General features: G+C 43.5%; 16 protein-coding genes. 8 read left to right on the top strand and 8 right to left on the bottom strand.

Annotation, left to right across the window (positions count from 1 at the left end; translation table 11 throughout):
• Window positions 1–23: 23 nt before the first annotated feature.
• A complete protein-coding gene (locus HRU23_11750; GenBank protein ID NRA54810.1) occupies window positions 24–704 on the top strand; it encodes a hypothetical protein in 681 nt (226 codons plus the stop codon).
• A 186-nt stretch (window positions 705–890) separates the two neighbouring features.
• On the opposite strand, the gene HRU23_11745 is transcribed toward HRU23_11750, so the two are convergent.
• From HRU23_11745 to HRU23_11725, 5 genes are all read right to left on the bottom strand, one after another.
• Window positions 891–1514: a LysE family translocator gene (locus HRU23_11745; GenBank protein ID NRA54809.1), complete on the bottom strand. Its 624-nt coding sequence runs from the start codon at window positions 1512–1514 to the stop codon at window positions 891–893.
• A gap of 161 nt (window positions 1515–1675) precedes the next feature.
• Entirely contained in the window at window positions 1676–2797 is a 1122-nt protein-coding gene (mnmH, locus tag HRU23_11740; GenBank protein ID NRA54808.1) for a tRNA 2-selenouridine(34) synthase MnmH, read from the bottom strand.
• Complete coding sequence (selD, locus tag HRU23_11735) at window positions 2797–3837, bottom strand: selenide, water dikinase SelD (GenBank protein NRA54807.1); 1041 nt, start codon at window positions 3835–3837, stop codon at window positions 2797–2799. Before selD ends, mnmH begins: the two co-directional genes overlap by 1 nt.
• Before the next feature lie 238 nt (window positions 3838–4075).
• On the bottom strand, window positions 4076–4585 hold the full coding sequence (locus HRU23_11730; protein NRA54806.1) for a DUF4240 domain-containing protein: 510 nt from the start codon (window positions 4583–4585) through the stop codon (window positions 4076–4078).
• A gap of 71 nt (window positions 4586–4656) precedes the next feature.
• Window positions 4657–5592: a LysR family transcriptional regulator gene (locus HRU23_11725; protein ID NRA54805.1), complete on the bottom strand. Its 936-nt coding sequence runs from the start codon at window positions 5590–5592 to the stop codon at window positions 4657–4659.
• A 420-nt stretch (window positions 5593–6012) separates the two neighbouring features.
• Here HRU23_11725 and HRU23_11720 point away from each other — a divergent pair, with 420 nt between their 5' ends.
• Window positions 6013–7599, top strand: coding sequence for an isocitrate lyase (locus HRU23_11720; protein ID NRA54804.1), 1587 nt, complete (start codon window positions 6013–6015; stop codon window positions 7597–7599).
• A gap of 121 nt (window positions 7600–7720) precedes the next feature.
• On the opposite strand, the gene HRU23_11715 is transcribed toward HRU23_11720, so the two are convergent.
• Complete coding sequence (locus tag HRU23_11715) at window positions 7721–8614, bottom strand: EamA family transporter (protein ID NRA54803.1); 894 nt, start codon at window positions 8612–8614, stop codon at window positions 7721–7723.
• Between the two features lie 568 nt (window positions 8615–9182).
• Between HRU23_11715 and HRU23_11710 the strand changes: the two genes are divergently transcribed.
• Window positions 9183–10049, top strand: a complete 867-nt coding sequence (locus HRU23_11710; GenBank protein ID NRA54802.1) for a LysR family transcriptional regulator — start codon at window positions 9183–9185, stop codon at window positions 10047–10049.
• 118 nt (window positions 10050–10167) lie between these two features.
• On the top strand, window positions 10168–14403 hold the full coding sequence (locus tag HRU23_11705; GenBank protein NRA54801.1) for a DEAD/DEAH box helicase: 4236 nt from the start codon (window positions 10168–10170) through the stop codon (window positions 14401–14403).
• A 2-nt stretch (window positions 14404–14405) separates the two neighbouring features.
• Here the strand turns inward: HRU23_11705 and HRU23_11700 are convergent, their stop codons facing one another.
• On the bottom strand, window positions 14406–15020 hold the full coding sequence (locus HRU23_11700) for a LysE family translocator (GenBank protein NRA54800.1): 615 nt from the start codon (window positions 15018–15020) through the stop codon (window positions 14406–14408).
• 19 nt (window positions 15021–15039) lie between these two features.
• Entirely contained in the window at window positions 15040–15600 is a 561-nt protein-coding gene (locus HRU23_11695; GenBank protein NRA54799.1) for a phosphoglycerate mutase family protein, read from the bottom strand.
• Between the two features lie 160 nt (window positions 15601–15760).
• Here HRU23_11695 and HRU23_11690 point away from each other — a divergent pair, with 160 nt between their 5' ends.
• From HRU23_11690 to HRU23_11675, 4 genes are all read left to right on the top strand, one after another.
• Window positions 15761–16141: a YkgJ family cysteine cluster protein gene (locus HRU23_11690; protein ID NRA54798.1), complete on the top strand. Its 381-nt coding sequence runs from the start codon at window positions 15761–15763 to the stop codon at window positions 16139–16141.
• Between the two features lie 402 nt (window positions 16142–16543).
• Complete coding sequence (locus HRU23_11685; protein NRA54797.1) at window positions 16544–16753, top strand: cold-shock protein; 210 nt, start codon at window positions 16544–16546, stop codon at window positions 16751–16753.
• A 649-nt stretch (window positions 16754–17402) separates the two neighbouring features.
• Window positions 17403–17888 (top strand): hypothetical protein, encoded by a 486-nt coding sequence (locus tag HRU23_11680; GenBank protein ID NRA54796.1) that lies wholly within the window; start codon window positions 17403–17405, stop codon window positions 17886–17888.
• 2 nt (window positions 17889–17890) lie between these two features.
• A complete protein-coding gene (locus HRU23_11675) occupies window positions 17891–20473 on the top strand; it encodes an LruC domain-containing protein (protein ID NRA54795.1) in 2583 nt (860 codons plus the stop codon).
• Window positions 20474–20561: the final 88 nt, after the last annotated feature.

Genomic DNA, 20561 nt, shown 5'->3' with positions numbered 1-20561 from the left:
TTTTTTTATCTCTGAGAAATATCATGGCTCGATTTACTGTGCTTGGCACGGCGCCAATTCCTGGTCAAAATAGTCAGTTGCGGCTGCTTGAACGCAATGGCGAGTTTACCATCAAAGTCGCGGGCAAGCCGGGCGACTTAATGAATACCAGAATGCACGCCTCTGAAGATGCACTAGCGACCTTAACCTGTCAAAAAATCGCTAACCGCCCAGCGCCAAGTGTGTTGGTTGGTGGTTTAGGCATGGGTTTTACGCTGGCGGCGGCGTTAGCTACTTTAGGCGATAATGCGACGGTAACTGTTGCTGAGTTAGTGCCTGGTGTCGTTGAATGGAATCATGGACCGTTAGGCGAAGTGGCAGGCTTTCCGATTAAAGACCCGCGAACCCGAGTACATTTGGGCGATGTTGGTCAATTATTAGCGCAAAGCAACGCGGCATTCGACGCTATTTTACTCGATGTTGATAATGGCCCTGAAGGTTTTACCAGCACTGAAAATAACTGGATTTATTCACCGGCTGGTTTAAGCGCGGCTAAAACAGCCTTGCGTCCACAAGGTATTTTAGCCTTTTGGTCGGCCGGCGCCGATGATGCTTTTACCAAAAAACTTAAAAAAGCAGGTTTTAGCGTTAAACCAGTAACCGTACGTGCCCATAGCGCAGGCAAGGGCGCTAAGCACGTTATTTGGTTAGCTTGGTGTGACTAGGCCGTCTGTTGTTCGGTTAATTACTGGCAAGTGTCCATCCATAAACTGCGAAGCAGGACACTGGCTATGTGGTACAGGGATGTGCCAATATTTTCAACTTGTTGAAAATGAAAGCGAAGTAAAACCACGTTTTACGGTAGTGTCTCCAGAAACAGACAAGGATGTCTGTTTCTGGACGATAACTGGCTAGCCAGTAATTAACCAGACACCGACTCCAAGCATTAGCGTGCCAGCCACTCGATTAACAATTTTGACATTGCCAGAGCTCGCCAGTACATGCTTAAGTGCTCGTCCACCTGTGGCGTATAACATTAAGCACACAAACTCCATGGCTAATATTAGTACCACTAAGGCGCTTAACTGGGGGGCTAATGCTTGCTCGCTATTAATAAAGGGCGGCAATAACGACATCATAAAAGCCCAGCCTTTTGGATTGGCTACCGCAGTAACAAAACCTTGCGTCGCTAACGACATATTAGACGCTGAAGTTTGCTGGCTTTCATCAAGGTTGAGCGATAACTTGCCTTTACTAAGCCACATTTGCCCACCAATAAACATCAGATAAGCACCACCGAGCCATTTAAAGACGGTAAACGCGGCTGGGTAATTAAGCATAATCGCAGAGACGCCGAGCACAGCGGCCACAGCAACCAAACCGACTCCAATTAATTCGCCCCACATCATATGCATGGTGCGGCGCAAACCAATGCTCATGCTAAGACTCATCGACAAGGTCATGCACATGCCTGGCGTTATCGAAATAAAAAAACTGGTGGGTAAAAACAGTAATAATAAGGAATAGTCGACCATGGCTTAAACGGCTCTTAATTAATGATTCACTACAAATCAGCAAGATAGTGCTGGTGGCGAGTGACCTGGGAAAAAACGCCCAGGTCATATTTTATACGTTAAAGATTAATTCGAAGCAAATTATTTCTAATAAATATAATATTTATAATTAAAACAATAGTCTATGGTTGTTTGTCGGGCTGGTATTGGCGTAAAAACTCAATGGTTCCGGCTTGGTCTGATTCAAAAATAATCCGCTGTTTTTTCTTCTCTATTTGATAGCTATACATGGGATCGTAATACCATTGCAGCAGTGGTGTGATCCATTGGTAATGGCCATCAACATCGCCATTTTGTTGCTGCTTATCCAAGGCTGTCGTCATCGCCAGATGCAGATCATTAAAACGCACATCGCCTAAGCGTTTTTTTATTTTAACTAAACTGGTGAGTAAAAATTCGCTAAATGCGGCAAAACTTGCTTCTTCGCCCACTGCATCAACAAAACCTGCTAACTGTGAGGTGACATATTCATGATGAATTTGCTGCTCACGTTGCTGTTGTGATTTTTGCATTATCACAACAGGTGCTGTTTGCACCTTGTCATGAAAACAATGCGGCATGGCACAGCGGCCAATTAAAAAGCTTTCATCTTCGAGCACTATGGTACTGTGCCCAGCTTGCTCTGCACGCATCAAGGCAATAGTCAGGTTGTTTTCAAAATCGATTTGACTTGGTTGGGCGCTGATTTGGCGACCAAAACTAGAGCCACGGTGATTAGCTAACCCTTCGAGATCTATTGCATTAGCCAGTTGTGGCAACACCACGGTTTTGCCACTGCCGGTATGTCCGGCCAAAATGACAAAATTGAGCTTGGCGGTTAGGCGTTCAAGTTCGCTGAGCAAAAATTGACGTAGCGCTTTATATCCGCCTTCAATCAATGGCATGGTTACGCCTTCGTCACTTAACCATTGCTGCACTGTGTGTGAGCGTAAACCGCCACGAAAACAATAAAGAATACCGTCAGGATGTTGCTTGGCAAATTCTAGCCATAACGCCAGCCGTTCTTTTTTTGTTTTGCCGCGCACCAGTTGGTGACCCAGCGCGATAGCTGCTTCTTTACCGTCACGTTTATAACTAGTACCGACCTTTTGCCGTTCTGAATCGGTCATTAGCGGCAAGCTGACTGTATTTGGGAATGCGCCTTTTTTGAACTCAATTGGCGCACGCATGTCCATCATCGGCACGTTGTTTAACAACAAGGCTTTAAATTGGTCAGCGGTGATTGGTGTCGTTTGAACTGTCATTATTTAACCTCAATCACAGCGTTTTGCTGTTCATTACTCACCAGTTGGCCAATCGGGCTGGCATGTAAACCCGCCGCACTAAGTAATTGTTCAACGGCGGGACAGGCCGCAGGTTGCACCGCAATTAACAAACCACCGCTGGTTTGCGGATCGCACACAATGTGTTTTTCTACTTCGGTGATTTCACCAATCAGGTGCTGGTAGCTTTCATAATTACGATGAGTGCCACCGGGAATGCAACCTTGGCTGCGATATTGTTCGACTTGCGCTAATAACGGTAACTGGTCGAAGTTCACTTGACCTTTAACGCCACTGCCTAGACATATCTCACTTAAATGACCAGCAAGGCCAAAACCCGTAACATCGGTTAATGCTTCAACCCCATCGATTTGAGCTAACTCGGTACCAATTTTATTGAGTAGGCACATTGCATCAATCGCAATATGTTGGTGAGCATCAGCTAACTTTTGCTGCTTTTGAGCGGTGGTCAAAATGCCAATGCCTAGTGGCTTGGTTAAATACAGCTGACAGCCGGCCGTTGCGGTATTGTTTTGTTTGAGCTGATTTAGCTCAATAATGCCGGTCACTGCTAAACCAAAGATTGGCTCAGGGCTGTCGATGCTATGGCCGCCAGCAAGGCTAATGCCTGCTTCGTGACAAACAGAGCGGCCACCATCAATCACTTGCTGCGCGATTTCAGGCGCGAGCAGGTTAATTGGCCAGCCTAAAATTGCGATGGCGGTAATAGGTTTACCACCCATGGCATAAATGTCGCTAATTGCGTTGGTGGCGGCAATGCGGCCAAAGGTAAAAGGATCATCAACGATCGGCATGAAGAAATCAGTGGTGCTAATAATGCCGGTACCATTGCCAATATCAACCACCGCGGCGTCGTCTTTACTGTGATTGCCAACAATTAAGCTAGGATCGTCAAAGTTGGCGAGCTGGGTTTTAAGGATGGTATCTAACACCTTAGGCGAAATTTTGCAGCCGCAGCCGGCACCGTGACTGTATTGAGTTAACTTGATTGGTGGAGTCATCGTATTGCTTCATTGATAAAATTGTTGCTAATTTTAACGCAATGCGGGGCATGACTACATCTATTATTTTAGCTGGATGCCAAATAAACGGCCAGCTTAACAATTTCAATTAATTAGTGTTTTAAATCAGACTATTATATTGATGTTTATTTGGTTAAATAGAGTGGGTTTTATGAGGGGGCTTTATGGGCGTTGGTGAACAACGACTTAAGCCCGGGCTTAAATCGTTTCTAATACTTTACGTGCGGTATTGGGAAAATAACTTTGGATAATTGGTTTTTAACAACTTAGGGCGGTCTTTAAAGCGCTTGCCTTTGGGTTGATCTTGCCCTGATAAAATAAACGGCAGCTCCTCGCCAACGCGATCTTCATACAGCTGACCGGCAATTAAATCGTATTCATCAAGGTAAGGATAAGGCTGCTGCTCTTTGCGTGACATGATATCAAAATCGGCCAAATCATCTGGTTTCTTTAGAGTTTTTTCAAACACGTCTTGGCCGCGTGAAATTAACCAGCAGCGAAATTCAGAAAATGCAAACTCGGAATTACAGGCTGCTATTAAATAGGCTGCGCCCCATAAATCCCAGCGATAACTTTCACGCATTTTTAAGTTAAAGGCCTTATCAAAAGCGGCTAAGGTTTCATCATCAAGCGAGGTTAATCGGTCTTTAAGCTGCTGTGCTAATTCGTCTGACGAAGAAAAAACATCGGTGGCGGTGACTAGTTGCCAAAATTCTTGATCTGTCATGGGCTGCTCTTATGTCGGTAAAATCTATATTGGTTAGTATACCTGAGTTTGCCTATGCTAGTCGCTATGCCTTAACAGTTTAAGGCAGCTTCAAGTACTTGCTGTCTAAACCAGATGTGACTTGAGTCATGATGCAATAACGGACTCCAAATCATTTTTAGTTCAATCTCTGGGATATCAAACGGGGGAGGCACGACGACAAAACCGGGATCGTTGACATAACGTGCTGCCGCTTTAGTCGGTAAGGTCGCAATGAGTTGATCTTGAGCCGCAAGCTGCATCGCAACATTGTAGTTACGGGTGAATACTTTAATTGAGCGCTGCTCACCAATGCGCGAGAGGGCTTCGTCGACCCAGCCAAGCTTTTGCACATCTTTAGGATCCATGCCAACACCCACACCAAAACCAGTTTTAGAGACCCAAATGTGCTTGGCACGCAGGTAGCTTTGCAAGCCAAAACGTTTAACAACAGGGCTGTCGGCAGCCATTAAGCAACTAAAGGAATCATGCCATAAGGTTTTTTGATGAAATGACTGTGGTAACTCTTCAAAGCGATTGATCGCCATGTCGACCTTACCGGCTTCAACATCGTGAAAGTTAATATCACTAGGCGTCATAATATCGATACAGATGTGCGGTGCGATTTTACTAATGTTGCTCAATAAGTTTGGGATTAAAGTCGAGGCAGCATAATCGCTCGCCATCAATCGAAATACCCGTTCGCTGGTGGCCGGATTAAAATTATCTTCGCTTTGCAAAGCTTCTTCTAGCTCGAGCAATATTTTACGAATTACCGGGCCCAATGCTTTCGATCGCTCGGTTGGCACCATGCCGTCGGACGTTCTGACCAGGATCGGATCATTGAACAGATTACGCAATCGCTTTAAGCCGTTACTCATGGCGGGTTGAGTAATGTTTAATTGATGTGCGGCTCGCGTAACGTTCTTTTCACGCAATAAAACATCGAGATAAATCAATAGGTTCAAATCGACTTTATTAATATTCATTTGATAAATGCTCATGGTAAAAACAATAATTTACATGAATTATATGGTGATTACCATTTGAATAATTCAATCGGTCGTTTAATTTTTTATTGTGTCTAAACACGCGGCGTACCAGGCGTTATAAAAGAACACTTGATCATATTTCAGATGATACCTATCCAGCGTGTTGTTATTGCATTGTTTTTTATCAACATTTAACATATCAGACGTTAGCGGTTCTACATAACACTAAGGAATTTAAACTCAGAGAATCATTCACATTGTGAATGCTGGTAATAGCAATTATAAATTTCATAAATGTAACTGTGTTAGCTATTATTTTTGTAGTTCGGTGTAGCAGCTTACTAAGTGAGTGAGTTACATCATCCAAATTAATTACAGCAGCTAGATAGCTGTTCAATAAGACTCTTGGAGAATATTATGTCTAACTATCAAAGTGCAATAGAAGCGGTTCAAGCGATTAAAGCAAAGGCAGGTAGCTCTTGGGATGCAATAAACCCTGAATCTATTGCCCGTATGCGTGCTCAGAACAAGTTTAAAACTGGTTTAGAGATTGCTCAGTATACTGCGGATATTATGCGTAGCGATATGGCTGCATTCGATGCAGACAAGACTAAATATACCCAATCTCTAGGTTGCTGGCATGGTTTTGTTGGGCAACAAAAAATGATTGCTATCAAGAAACATTTTGATGGAAAAACAGATCGTCGTTATTTGTACCTTTCAGGTTGGATGGTTGCTGCACTACGTTCTGAGTTCGGTCCACTTCCTGATCAATCAATGCACGAGAAAACTTCGGTAGCTTCTTTGGTTGAAGAACTTTACACCTTCCTGCGTCAAGCTGATGCACGTGAACTAGGCGGTCTTTTCCGTGAACTAGACGCCGCTAGTGAAGGCGATAAAGCTGCTATCCAATACAAAATTGATAACCACGTTACTCACGTTGTGCCAATTGTTGCTGATATCGATGCTGGTTTTGGTAATGCAGAAGCGACTTATCTAATGGCTAAGCAAATGATTGAAGCGGGTGCTTGTGCCCTTCAAATCGAAAACCAAGTAGCCGATGAGAAGCAATGTGGTCACCAAGATGGCAAAGTAACCGTACCTCACGCTGACTTCCACGCGAAAATTCGCGCTTTACGTCACGCTTTCCTTGAGCTAGGTATCGATAACGGTTTAATCGTTGCACGTACTGACTCTGAAGGTGCTGGTCTTACTAAAGAAATCGCTGTTGTTAAAGAGCCGGGCGATTCTGGTGATATCTATAACTCTTTCTTAGATGTTGAAGAAATCGACGTAGCTGACATGGGTGAAGGCGATGTATGTTTCAACCGTGATGGTAAACTTGTTCGTCCTAAGCGTTTACCTTCTGGCTTATACCAATTCCGTCAAGGTACGGGTCATGAGCGTTGTGTATTTGACTGTATCGGTGCATTAAATGCAGGTGCAGATCTACTTTGGATTGAAACAGCAGTTCCTACAGTCCACGAAATTGCTGGCATGATGAATGATGTTCGTAAAGTTCACCCCGATGCGAAACTTGTTTATAACAACTCTCCATCGTTCAACTGGACACTGAACTTCCGTCAACAAACCTATGATGCAATGGTTGAAGCGGGTAAAGATGTATCGAACTATGTTCGTGGTGATTTAATGAATGTTGAATATGACACCACTGAACTGTCTGCAATTGCTGATGAGCGTATTCGTACTTTCCAAGCGGATACAGCGCGTGAAGCGAACGTATTCCACCACTTGATCACGCTACCAACTTACCATACGACTGCGTTGTCTGTAGACAACCTAGCTAAAGAGTACTTTGGTGAACAAGGCATGCTCGGTTACGTTAAAAAGGTTCAGCGTGAAGAAATTCGTCAAGGTATTGCCTGTGTTAAACATCAAAACATGTCAGGCTCTGACATGGGTGATGATCACAAAGAATACTTTGCTGGTGAAAATGCGCTTAAAGCTGGCGGTGCGAACAACACTTCTAACCAGTTCAGTTAATCACTAACTCTTTAGTGTGTTACTCAAGTTTGTGAAAGCTGAGTAAATAAGGCTAGCGTATTTACATACGCTAGCCTTTTTACTTTAAATACCCTATTTGATAGTAAAGAACAGTCTGAATTTATATAGAGTTAGCCACCGTTTCCACCATAGGCTTTTGCTTTACTTGTTTAATAAACAAGGCCAACACAATTAAAATCATCGCGGTAATTTCCAGTTGATCTAAATTCTCCCCCAGTAACACTGCACCTGCGAGCAAAGCAACGACAAACTCGAGTGATCCAGTGAGGGCATTTTTATCGGCACATGATCTGGGCGCGCCGATCATAAACAATACTTGAGGGATCGCGGCCGCCAGTAACGCAATGCCAAGTATCGAGAAAGCCCCCGTTGCTGAAGTCGGTAATATTTGCGCTGGCGAACTTAAGATGGCTATCGGCAGCAGCACCATAACATGGCCAATTGTGATCCAAGCCATGCGGTTGGTCGTCGGGATGTTTTTGACCGGCTTAGACAAATATTGAACTTGGACCGCGACCACTAACGGCGCTAAAAAACAGGCTGCTACTGACCATAACTGCTCGCTAGACAAGGCGTCTGGTCTTACTGTTAATGACGCGGCAATCATGATTAGTGCCGCCGAAATCAATGCATTTTGGCTTGGCTCACGTTTAAAAATAAGCCAACCAATCAAAACACTGAACACCGGGTAAGTATAATAAATTAAGATCGCCGTTGCCGCGGGCAGCGTTTCAAGTGCATGAAAGTAACTAAAAATGGCAATGCCACTGACTAGCCCCAAGAGCAGGGTTCTTAAGGCTTCAGGCCAGTTTTCTTGCGGGGTACGCAGAAAAAACGAGAAGAATATCATTGGTACAATAAAGCGATATAGGCTCACTACCTCGGCACTAAAGCCATCTTTAAATAACAGCTGAGCAAAAAATGGGTTCAATCCGTAGAAGAAAGCGGCCATAAGCACTAAATATTGACCATTTATCCTTGATTTATTGTTCACGTTATCCTCTTTTTATTGGTTGCGGTTGGTAACATTAGTGCGCTTTTGATTAAAAAAATAGTGAATTATTCGTAGTATTGATTAGTATTGTTCATGAATATATATATTACTGGTGTCCGCTACGTTCCAGTTAAGTGTGGCTAGTTATTGAGTTCAGTAAATTTTTTGATGTGCTAAATACATTTTCTTTCTATTAAGCGTGGGTGAAAGCACACCAGTTACTTTTCTTTGCTTCGCCAAAGAAAAGTAACCAAAAGAAAGGCGACCTGCGGTTTTGTTGCTGTCCTCCTTATAAATCACTGTATTAACGGAACCGATTTCAATGCGCATCCTGCGCGGAAATCTAAAAATTCGTCCCTGAATTTTTCTCCTAACAGTTATTAATAATGAGGCAACTAAAAGCAGGAGCTTGGTGACCGCAGTTAAGTTTGATACTAGATTCAATTAGTTTTTTAATAAAAACACAGATCCAATTATTTAGAACATAGCCATAGTATCAATGTATTAAGACTGTTTATCTGAAAGTAATGAGAGGTCAAACGTGAGACTAGACATAAAACATTGGCAAATGCTCAAAGCGATAAACGAAGCCGGCACTTTAAGGCAAGCCGCTTATGTGCTGGGCATAACCCAGTCGGCACTTAGTCATCGACTGGCTGAAGCTGAAAGGCGCTTAGGCGGTTTGTTGTTCGAGCGAGAAGGGCGCAAGCTGCGCGAAACATCGGCTGGGCGGGCGATGACCCAAACAGCCAACCAAATCATTCCAATGCTTGAGCGTGCTGAATTTGATTTTCAGCAGCTGTCTGATCACGAAATCACGGTGGTGCGCTTTGGTGTCGCCGCTTATAGTTGCTATCACTGGTTGCCAGCATTTTTAAGTAGCCTGGCTAAACAAGAGCCAGCTATTAAGCTAGAGCTGGTGGCCTCTGCTACCCAGCATCCACTAAAAAATCTTCAGGAGGGTACTGTTGATGTGGTATTGGCACCCGGATATTCAGTGATACCCGGCATTGACTCGGTACCTGTGTTTGAAGATGAGCTGGTGTTAGTGACCCATAACCAACATCACTTAGCGACAAAACCCTTTATTGAAGCAACTGATCTCGTCAGTGAACAGTACTTGTCTTATAGTAAAACTGCGCAACCAGGCTTTGAGTATGAACGCTTTATTCGTCCCTCAGGCATTGCTCCTCAGTTAGTCACTGTGGTGGAAGTAACCGATGCCATCGTTGAGTTAATTGCCGCGAACTTTGGGGTTAGTATACTTTCTCAGTGGGCGGTGCAAACGGCGATAAATAATAAAAGTGTGTCGACGGTACAGGTAGGAAAAGACAGCTTGGATTTACATTGGTCTGCATTAATTCGAAAATCAGAGCACAGCGACTCGGCAGCTCGAATTTTGTCGAATCGATTAGCCCAATGGTTTCACGAATAAATCGTTGATTTATTACGGTGATAGAGGCTTTAATAAACAGGAATATAACCAATGTTGACGGTGGCTTTTTTTTAAACTGGCGCTAAAATAAGTTATCTTTTGCTTACCGCGTCGCCTTATGTCTTTTATTACTGATACCAACCGCTTAATCACTCAATCCATTGATAGCTATTCCCGCTGCGATAGCAACGAGCAGGCGATGTTACGCGTTTTGTCGGTGATTAATAAACGCATTGGCCAAACCAAGTTTAAGGCGGTGTTGTCAGAGCTGGGGCATTGTGAATCCTTTTATCGTCAAAAACTCCATACTCAATTTACCCCCGAAGTACGCCAAGCGTTAGTTCAACGCGGTTTAATTAATGCAACGCGAGAAGGCTTACGCATTGCCGATCATATCGCGGATTATTTAACTCGACTTTGCCTTAACGATGGCTCATTTGAAGATATTATCGAATGCGCCGAAATAGTGGTGCCAATAGAGCCGATGTATCACTGGAACAAGCCGTTATTGGTTGAGCGTCAACGACAAGTGCGTGACTGTTTTTATCGTGGTCAATATACCCGTTGCATCGCGTTACTTGAATTTAATAAAAATCCGCAAATTATTGAGTTACCGGTCAATCAGATCTTAATCGAGGTCTGTTTTTACCCGTTTAATGCCCAGGTGTTTGTTGGCCTGCCGCCTGTTTTGCAATATCAGGCACTGGCGGCGTTATTTCAGGGCTTACGTCGCGATTTAATTGACAGCACCGAGCTCGTGACCGTGTTAACCGCAGTGATTAAGCAAGATCAAGACTACGAGCCATTGCGCTTGTTACTGGCAGAGCAATATTTACAGCGTGGTTTGCTTAATGCGGCCAGCGAGTTATTAACCAGCAAAGAAAAGTCGAGTTATGGTTTACAGTTGCTGGGCTGGCAACAATTTTTAAGTGGCCAATCTCAACTGGCGTGCGAGCTGTTTGCTAAAGCTATTGTGGCTAAAAACCGTATTGCCCGGCGAAAAAAGCAATACATTGGTGAAATGCCGGGTTTAATTTTTGGCATGGCGCTGTTGCAGCGAGGTTTAGGCGAGGATCCAGCGAAGCTTAGCGAGTTAAAGCAGCAACTAGAGCATGTGCTGGATGACTACCGGGTGGCTAATCACATGCGTTTTAGTTACATGATGCTTAAACAAGTGGTGCAGGTATTGGCCGGCAAGCTCGATCAATTTACGGTCGCTAATACCGGATACTCACAGCAAGACGATTATTATAGCCATATTGAAGTTGTTTTTGGTTGTCTGTGCAGTCATTGGACTAAGAATCCGCTTAATGCTTATTATCAACAAAACTTGATTAAATGTGTCGATAAACTCGTGGCTGCCAAGCAAGATGTGTTTGCTGGCGTTGGGTTAACACTGCTCGAGCAATATGGTCTAGTTCCGTTAAACTCACCGTCTGTTCGCGATTTTGAATCGCCTCCAGTGATTGATTTGTGTGACATTGTGGTGCGAAAAGCGCCTTGGGCTCTGGCGCTTGAACAATTAATTGCGATGAATCAGGCGCCTCAGCAGGTCGCAGCGTCAGAAACACCGCCAGCATCAAAACAAACTCGCTTGGTGTGGCTGCTCGACCCGACGCGTTATAGTTGTCATTTTGAGGCTAAAGAGCAAAAGTTGGCTAAAAGCGGTTGGTCAAAAGGACGTGCTATTTCACTCAAACGTTTAAGCACTGAAACTGCCAGTTTTGATTATTTGAGCGCGGGCGATTTAGCGATGTGCCTTCGGATCTCGGGGGGGTATAGCGGTGGTTATTATGGTCGCGAATATTATGAACTTGCCGGTTATGGCGCGTTAAGTGCTGCGGCGGGGCTCGATAATTTATATTTGCTCGAGCAACCAATGCAGTCCGTTAGCATTGCTGAATCGGAGCCAGAATTATTGGTCACCCAAAATTCTCAGGGGTATTTGCTAAGCATGGCTAATATTCCCAGTAATTTTGAAGACGGCGAGGCCTGTTATTCGCTGACTAAGGAAAATAGTCAGCGCTATCGTTTAGTTCGTTATCAAAATAAGCACCTAGAAATTGCAGGCATTGTCGGCGAGGGCGGTTTAGTGGTGCCAAACTCAGCCAAAGATCAAGTGCTGCAAAGCATCAGTGCGATTGCACCGCTATTAAATATTCAATCCGATGTTACAGGACTTGAAACGGGCATAGAACAGCGCGCAGCCGACAGTCGCCTTTATATTAATATTGCTCCTGCCGGTGAAGGACTGGAATTTAGTTGTCAGGTTCAGCCATTAGGCACCCAAGGTCCAGCCATGTCACCAGGACTGGGCAATCCAACGTTGTCGGCCCAAATTGATGGCGAGCGTTTAACGACTACCCGCCAGCTCGACGATGAAAAAAAGCAGCTGCAGTATTTAATGCAGCAGTGCCCAGCGTTTCAATCGACCATTGATGGCACCGTGATATTAGATCAAATAGACGAATCACTGCATACCTTAGAGCAACTTGAAACGATTTTAGGCGACGATGACGCGCTTAAAATCGCCTTACAATGGCCGAAAGGAAAAACCTTTAAACTGAGCCCAAAACTTGGGCCGCAGCACATGCAATTGGCCATGACTAAGCAAAAAGAGTGGTTTTCGCTTGATGGCACTTTAACGGTTGGTGATGATCAGGTGGTTGAGTTAAAGAACTTAATGGCCTTGTTATCCCAATCTAACAGTCGTTTTGTCAAACTCGACGATGGCCAAATATTGTCGTTAACCGAAGAGTTGCGCCAGCGGTTAACTGACCTTGGCGCGGTGAGTGAATCAGGCAAGTTTCATGTCTTAGCCAGCCCGTTGATTGATGCAGCTACTCAAGGGATGCGCCTTAAAACGCTGCATTCATGGCAAAAACAACGGCTGTTATTAGAACAAGCCGAACAACTTGAGCCGCAACTGCCCTCAACCTTGCAGGCACAATTGCGCGATTATCAGCTCGACGGTTTTAATTGGGCAACGCGACTAGCATCGTGGGGTGGCGGTGCGTGTTTGGCTGACGACATGGGGCTGGGAAAAACATTGCAAGCATTGGCGGTTATTTTAGACCGTGCGCCGAGTGGCCCTAGCTTAGTGCTGGCGCCCACCTCGGTGTGCTTTAATTGGCAGCAAGAAACAACGCGTTTTGCCCCAACGCTGCGGGTTAAAATATTTGGGGTCGACACCACTACTATCGAGCAACGTCATCACATGCTTGATCAGGCGCAGGCATTCGACGTTATCATTTGCAGCTATGGCTTGTTACAGCGCGAGGGCGAGCGCTTAGCTAAGGTTAATTGGCGCACCATAGTGGCCGATGAAGCGCAGGCGCTTAAAAACCCACTGGCTAAACGAACTCAGGCGGCACTAGCGCTGAAGGGCGATTTTAAAATGATCACCACTGGCACCCCGATTGAAAACAACCTTAACGAGTTATGGAGCCTGTTTCGGTTTATTAATCCGGGTTTACTGGGTGCGCAAAAGCAATTTCATCAACGTTTTGCTAACCCAATGGAGAGCAGTGACGGTGACGAAAGCGCGATGATCCGCGCTAATCAGGCGTTAAGAAAGTTAATTAGCCCGTTTATTTTACGCCGGATGAAAAATCAGGTATTAACTGAGTTACCGTCTCGGACCGAAATTAATATATCGGTAGAGTTGAGTGAGCCCGAAGTAGTGTTATACGAGGCGCTGCGCCAACAAGCGATTGAAAATTTGGCTAAGGACGATGAGCAGCCGGGTCAACATCATATTAAAATGTTAGCGGAGATCATGCGATTACGTCGCGCTTGTTGTCACCCCGATTTGGTGATGCCAGACGCGGGTATTGAAGGCTCTAAGCTGAAAGTATTTGATAACTTAATTGATGAATTACAACAAAACAACCATAAGGCACTGGTCTTTAGCCAGTTTGTTGGACACCTTAAAATTTTGCGTCAGCACCTCGATAACAAGGGCGTAAAATACCAATATCTCGACGGTTCCACGCCAGCCAAGTCGCGACGCGATCGGGTTAATGCGTTTCAGGCTGGTGATGGCGACGTATTTTTAATTAGTTTAAAAGCGGGCGGTTCAGGGCTTAATTTAACGGCTGCTGATTATGTGATCCATATGGATCCGTGGTGGAATCCGGCGGTTGAAGATCAGGCATCTGATCGCGCGCATCGCATGGGCCAAACACGTCCGGTTACTATCTATCGCTTAATTGCTAAAAACACCATTGAAGATAAAATATTGGCATTGCACCAACAAAAACGCGATTTGGCTAATAGTTTGCTCGACGGCAATGACTCCAGCGACGCTATTTCAGCCCAAGACATGATGGCGTTATTGCAGCAACAAATTTAGCCTTAACCGTTATGCTCAATCGACGCAGTGATGGCGCCAGCGCCAATTAACATGCCGCCGCTTACTTTATTAAAACTGTTTTGAAAGTTGATTGAACTCACTCGGTGGCGCAATGCCGCTGAGCTAGTTGCATAAAATGAGACGCTGACTGTTGATACCGCTAAAAATGAGCCGACTAAAATAGCCATTTGCGGTAGCAATGGCGCATTGGCATTAATAAATAACGGGAAAAAGGCCAAAAAGAAGATGATGCCTTTGGGGTTTAGTGCTGTGACAATTAACGCATTAAAAAATACCGAGCTTCTTTTTAGTCGGCGAGGCGGGTTAATGGTTGCTTTGCTGCGCCAAGCTTTAAGGCCTAAATAAATCAAGTAGAGCGCACCGACCCATTTTAACAGCGTAAATAACGCCGCCGAGGTTGCGAGTAAAACGCCAATCCCAATAAATGAAAACCCCATGGCGATAAGGTCGCCCGCCAGTGCGCCAGCAACTAACGGCACCACCGACCGCTTGCCATGAGCTAGTGCTTGACCCATGACTAAAAAAACGGTCGGACCCGGCGAAAAGCACAGGATCATTGAGGCCCCAATGAATGAAACCCATAGTTCAATGGTCAAGTTATTCTCCAGTAATAATTTATGCGATTACAACTTGTTGCAATTGAATCGAGCCCCAATAACCTTTGTCAGCGGGTGACGATTGCCAATTAAGCCTCTTTAACTCCTGCGCTATAAAATGATTGATCAAGCCATGACCAAATACCGCGACTCGCTGATGAGTCTGCGCTAAATTTTGGAGCTGTTGTGCCATAAACTTAGCACGTATTTTTGCTGTTTTAAAGGATTCAACTTGGCCGTTAAAGCCGAGTAACCAACTGACTCTATTAAAAAGCAACCAGCGATTCACGCTTAATTTTAACGGCAGCTTGTAACACGGTAGCGCCATCTCACTAAGCTGGCGAAAGGTTAAATCAGCATGTTGCCCGCTGCACAATAGTGCCGAGTGACTCGCACGGGGTAAACAGCTTGATACTATATAACAGCCAGCGACTAGTTGAGTTAGGCTGGTGGACGGCACGCTGTCTGGTGCCACCGTTGAGTTATTATAATCTGTAACCCAGCGTGAAAATTCTGCTGCCGTTAATGAGGGATTGGTTGCAGCGGTGGGTTTGCCGTGCCGAATTAAGATTATCTTCATTGAGCAATACCTTTCCTTGGTTGATTTAATTAATGGCGGTTTAAAATCCTATTTACTGACACCATAAATTCCCGTATTTCCAATGGTCATGGCTATAAGCTATTATCCACCTTATCTGTATAGCTAGTATACTGGTACAGAGCATTAGAGAAATCAATTTATGAAAACATGTAATTCTTGTGGCAAATGCTGCATAAAATACAGCAATGGTGCTTTGTCAGCATCTGTCGATGAAATCGAGATGTGGGAAGTGTTTAATCCTGACATTGCTGAGTATGTTCGAAATGGTGAAATATGGGCTGACCCTAGCAGTGGTAAATTGTTAGAGCTGTGCCCATTTTTAACTAAAACCACCGATGCCAAATCTAGAGTAAAATACAGCTGCGACATTTACTATGATCGCCCCGACGATTGCAAATATTACCCCTCTAACGTGCAAGAGATGATTAACGATCAATGCGAAATGATTGAAGCACAGGATTTGCTTGATCTAAAAAAATCACAAAAAAAATTAGATATTATAATGATCGATAGCCGATAAAAATAAAATCTTGCTCGTGGCGGCACTTCATTCTAAATATATCCCCAAATGTCGTGCACAATTTAGGCGGTTGGTTTTTCAGTTAGCGAGTATTGGGGTATCTATCAAAACTGTTATGGGCAATAAAATCGCCAAGAGCTCATTTATTCAGCGGATAAGTGACATTAAAACTAATTTGATTGATATAGCGCATATATTGGGTGTGTAATTTGTAATCAATCCTTGACTTTTATTTTAGATTCTATAAAGTGCTCATCAGCAAGAAAGAAAGCCTTTTGTTTACATTCTCCATTTCGTTGTTTTATTAATAATACCTCGCTCTGTAGTTTCTAAGTTCCAGTCTGTTTTTACGCTATTCAAGCCTATTGAAGGCAATTTAAAATTAAATTACAGGATATTATTATGTCTAATAAAGTACAAGGAACCGTTAAGTGGTTCAACGAATCTAAAGGTTTTGGTTTTCTAGAGCAAGCTTCTGGTCCTGATGTTTTCGCTCACTTCAGCGCTATCTCTGGTGACGGCTTCAAGACTCTTATCGAAGGTCAAAAAGTTGAATTCACAGTAAGCCAAGGTCAAAAAGGCCCACAAGCTGACGATATCGTTGCTCTTTAATTAGCAGTGATATTTTAGCTTAGCTTCTGAGTTAAAAATATTTTAAAAGTGGTAAACCTTTACGGGTTTGCCATTTTTTTTGCTTTTTTTTAACTCAATTCGTACTAATCTCGGTTGCGATATTCTATTCCTAAGGTTATGCCGTAACCTTAGGAATAGATTTTCAAATCAGGCTCATAATTAGATTATATCAATCGTATAGTTATGCCTGTCCCATTTCTGCACCATTTCTGCATAAATATACGGTATCGTATTCGCCAGCGAATTTCCATCAGGTCAATTAACTTCATTGTTTCAATATTAATAATGCCAGGGCTGTTTAAGGTTCAGCCAAAGAAGAGCGAGCATTTAAAACGAAGGTCATCACAAGCGGCATAATACACGCGTCCCATTTTTAGCATTTCTTCTTGCTCGTTAATTGTTGCATTGCAAAATGCGTTGCAACTAGAGCAATTTTTTCAAATTGCGTGAACTATTGGATCTTGAGCGAGCGACGAAAGTCGATGAGATTTATAACCCTATATATTAATTAACTTTTGTTACCTATTTTTTACCATTTTACTAATGGTATGTACCTTGCTACTGGGTAATGCAAGTTGGTATTGCTAGTTGAAGATTAGTTTAGCCAACAATATATAAGGAATTAAATATGGAACAAATTACTCATTGCGTTGCTAAGCTCTGCCTTGGTGTAGGCTTAGCCGTACTGCTTACTGCCTGTGGTTCGTCTGAAGAAAATGCCGAAGTTGCTACTGTGGAAGCCACAGCAACTTCGGCGGAAGTTTTAACTCAGAAGCAAGTTGAAGAGCTCGCGGATCTTTCGATGCAAGACATCAAGGTAGCAAGTGACTTTGTGTTTGCTACCCAAAGAATGGTTACTCTTGACTTAAGGTTCTCTAAAATTCAGGACTCAGCACAAATAGCTATTTATTCCGAGCTCGACCAATCAAGTACCAGCCAAGGTACATTATTAGAAAAAGGTCAAATTCAAAATTCGACACAATATCGAGGGATGCTGTCAGTTATAAGCTCTGTTGACACTCTTATCGTGGTTCCTAATGAAAATTTTTCAGCAGCAGTTGCTATTGATATTGATCAAAATGATCGCCTTCACTATATTTTCGAGGAGCTATAACAATGAATATCAAAGACAAAACTTCACTATTGGTTCTGCCGTTAATTTTTGCTGCCGTGGCAAACGCCGAACCGTTATTTCAAACCCAGCTATCAGAAAATACCAGTTCACTGTTTAATAAGTTTGGTAGCTCAGTAGCTATCTCAGGAGACATTATTTTGGTCGGGGCACCTGGAATCTCAAATGATGCCGGCCAATCATGTGTGTTTCGAAGAAGTGAACAAAGTTGGAATTTAGATGCTTGTTTGCTCGCTAGTTCCCCCGCTGTTATTACTCACCAGCAGTTTGGCCTTGCTGTCGCCATCGCTGGAGATTATTCGGCTGTTGCTGCTACAGAGCAAAACGGTGGCAATGTAGGAGTCGTTTATCTCTTTAAGCACCAGAATGATAATTGGGCTGAAATTCAGGCATTAGTTAACCCGCAATCTACCTCTAATGATTATTTTGGTGCCGCCGTCTCAATGTCATCCGATTACTTAGCAATTGGTTCACCCAGTGTGAGCGCTGCCAATAGTGGATCGGTTTATATCTATAAAAAAACCGACTCAGGCTGGGCACAAGATATTGAAATAACGTCGACTTCAAGCATGAAAAACAATCGATTTGGCTCCGCTGTGATGTTATCAGGAGACTATTTGATTATTGGCGACCATGAAAATGGCAACGCCAAAGAAGGAACCGCCTATATCTATAAACAACAAGATCAAATTTGGAAACTGCAAGCTAGCTTGAAGGGCGGCACAGTGACTCGAAATGGTGATTTTGGGATATCGGTTGCTATCTCTGACTACTACGCGGTGGTTGGTGCAAAATCAGAAAATAACCCAGATGATAAAAAGCTAAAAAAGAGTGGAGCAGTTTATGTTTATAAGCGAACGGGAACACTTTGGAATCATCAGGCTAAGTTAATTGCTAGCGATAGTGCTATGGGAAATAACTTTGGTACATCGGTAGCCCTTTCTGGAGATTACATTACCGTTGGAACAGAGAAAGCCAATACAGCGACCGGTGTTACTTACCTTTTTAATAACAATAATAATTTTTGGACTGAGCAATATAAATTTGAGGCCGCAGACCCAAATAAACAAGATCACTTTGGTCACGCTGTTGCAATCGCTGGTGATTATCTGGTGATTGGCGCGCATAACAAGGAAATTGCGTTAGATGTATCGGGTGCCGCTTACACTTATGATCTCAACATTGACACAACGCCAACGGCGAGCGAACTTGAGCTCGATCAAACATTAGCCACGTTAAACAACAGTCCAAACACCTTAGATAGTGATGGTGATGATATAAGCGACAGTGACGAAATTAATATATTGGGCACGGACCCCACTCTTGCAGATACTGACAATGACGGTTTGACTGACAAAGAAGAGATTACAATTTATCAATCTAATCCATTAGTTGCTGATACGGACGGCGATGGACTTAGCGATTTAGAAGAGGTTATTTTTTATAATTCAGACCCAACCCTAGCCGATACTGATGGTGATGGCTTTAGTGATTTTATTGAAGTTACTGATAGCAAAACTGACCCAGCCTTAGTTGATTCAGACAGTGATGGTTTTACCGATCAGCAAGAACTAACGCAAACCAACACTAATCCAACGTTGGCCGATACCGATGGTGATGGCTTAAGCGACAATGAAGAGCTAAACATTTATCAAACCAATCCATTGATTGCCGACTCTGACAATGATGGGTTTAGTGATGGCAATGAAGTTAATTATTACGAAACTGACCCATTAGACGCTGCCAGTGTTACTAATTCTTCGACTTTGAGCACTTCTTTTTCACCGGCAGAGGGGGAAACTGGCACCATGGCTTTTGAAGATGAGTGGCCGCTCAAGGGGGACTACGACTTTAACGATGCGGTGTTTAATTATAATATTGAAGAAACAAAGCAAGACGGCTTAGTTAAACAGATAGTCTTTAGCGTGTTGCCAGTGGCTAGAGGAGCTATATACGATAACTCATTGAGATTATTGATTAATACCCCGGTCAGTAATGTAAGCAGTGCGGTGGTGAAATATAAGGGCACAACCAGCGAGTTGGCTGCTATTGCTGACGGAAACAAAACCCTATTTATCATTATCGACAAAATAGAAGACGCATTGCCATCGCCAAAGGGTTTTAAGATGTCTAACACCTTATCCGGTAGTCCTAAAGTTACCGGCCAGTTATACAAGGTAACTATTAATTTTAACTCACCTTTAACCCCGGCAATATTAGGGGCTCCACCATACAATAGCTTTATTGCCAGAGTCCTTGATAATGGCGAAATGCTCGAGGTTCATTTCCCAGGAAAATTTCCGACAAAACAAGCATCAAGAAGAAAGTTTGGTCAATTCGATGACGACTCCGATATTACCCAAGATCGTTATTACCAAACGAAAGATAACTTGCCTTGGGCGATGCAAATGCCCGCTGCTTGGCACCATACTAAGGAGAGAGTCGATTTGTCTAACGGCTATCCCGATATTTTAAATTGGGCATCAAGCAAGGGGAAAAAGAATAAAAACTGGTATAAAAGCAAACGTAAAGGCAAGTTTGTTTTTGAAGAGGTCCCTGATATTTAAAGGGGCATTAGCACAACAGATCATTAGCCATTTTAAAATTAGCGGTTACGAATATTTTGGATAATAAAAAATATCGAATAATTTAAAA

This window comes from Gammaproteobacteria bacterium, assembly GCA_013214945.1.
Taxonomy (GTDB): domain Bacteria; phylum Pseudomonadota; class Gammaproteobacteria; order Enterobacterales; family Psychrobiaceae; genus Psychrobium.
Note: the sequence above shows the minus strand (reverse complement) of the source record. Positions and strands in the feature narration are given on the sequence as shown.

Excerpts from the sequence above, each read along its gene's own strand:
- HRU23_11750 (NRA54810.1), top strand. The coding sequence starts at position 24 with ATGGCTCGATTTACTGTGCTTGGCACGGCGCCAATTCCTGGTCAAAAT.
- HRU23_11745 (NRA54809.1), bottom strand. The coding sequence starts at position 1,514 with ATGGTCGACTATTCCTTATTATTACTGTTTTTACCCACCAGTTTTTTT.
- mnmH (NRA54808.1), bottom strand. The coding sequence starts at position 2,797 with ATGACAGTTCAAACGACACCAATCACCGCTGACCAATTTAAAGCCTTG.
- selD (NRA54807.1), bottom strand. The coding sequence starts at position 3,837 with ATGACTCCACCAATCAAGTTAACTCAATACAGTCACGGTGCCGGCTGC.
- HRU23_11730 (NRA54806.1), bottom strand. The coding sequence starts at position 4,585 with ATGACAGATCAAGAATTTTGGCAACTAGTCACCGCCACCGATGTTTTT.
- HRU23_11725 (NRA54805.1), bottom strand. The coding sequence starts at position 5,592 with ATGAATATTAATAAAGTCGATTTGAACCTATTGATTTATCTCGATGTT.
- HRU23_11720 (NRA54804.1), top strand. The coding sequence starts at position 6,013 with ATGTCTAACTATCAAAGTGCAATAGAAGCGGTTCAAGCGATTAAAGCA.
- HRU23_11710 (NRA54802.1), top strand. The coding sequence starts at position 9,183 with ATGCTCAAAGCGATAAACGAAGCCGGCACTTTAAGGCAAGCCGCTTAT.
- HRU23_11705 (NRA54801.1), top strand. The coding sequence starts at position 10,168 with ATGTCTTTTATTACTGATACCAACCGCTTAATCACTCAATCCATTGAT.
- HRU23_11695 (NRA54799.1), bottom strand. The coding sequence starts at position 15,600 with ATGAAGATAATCTTAATTCGGCACGGCAAACCCACCGCTGCAACCAAT.
- HRU23_11690 (NRA54798.1), top strand. The coding sequence starts at position 15,761 with ATGAAAACATGTAATTCTTGTGGCAAATGCTGCATAAAATACAGCAAT.
- HRU23_11685 (NRA54797.1), top strand. The coding sequence starts at position 16,544 with ATGTCTAATAAAGTACAAGGAACCGTTAAGTGGTTCAACGAATCTAAA.
- HRU23_11680 (NRA54796.1), top strand. The coding sequence starts at position 17,403 with ATGGAACAAATTACTCATTGCGTTGCTAAGCTCTGCCTTGGTGTAGGC.
- HRU23_11675 (NRA54795.1), top strand. The coding sequence starts at position 17,891 with ATGAATATCAAAGACAAAACTTCACTATTGGTTCTGCCGTTAATTTTT.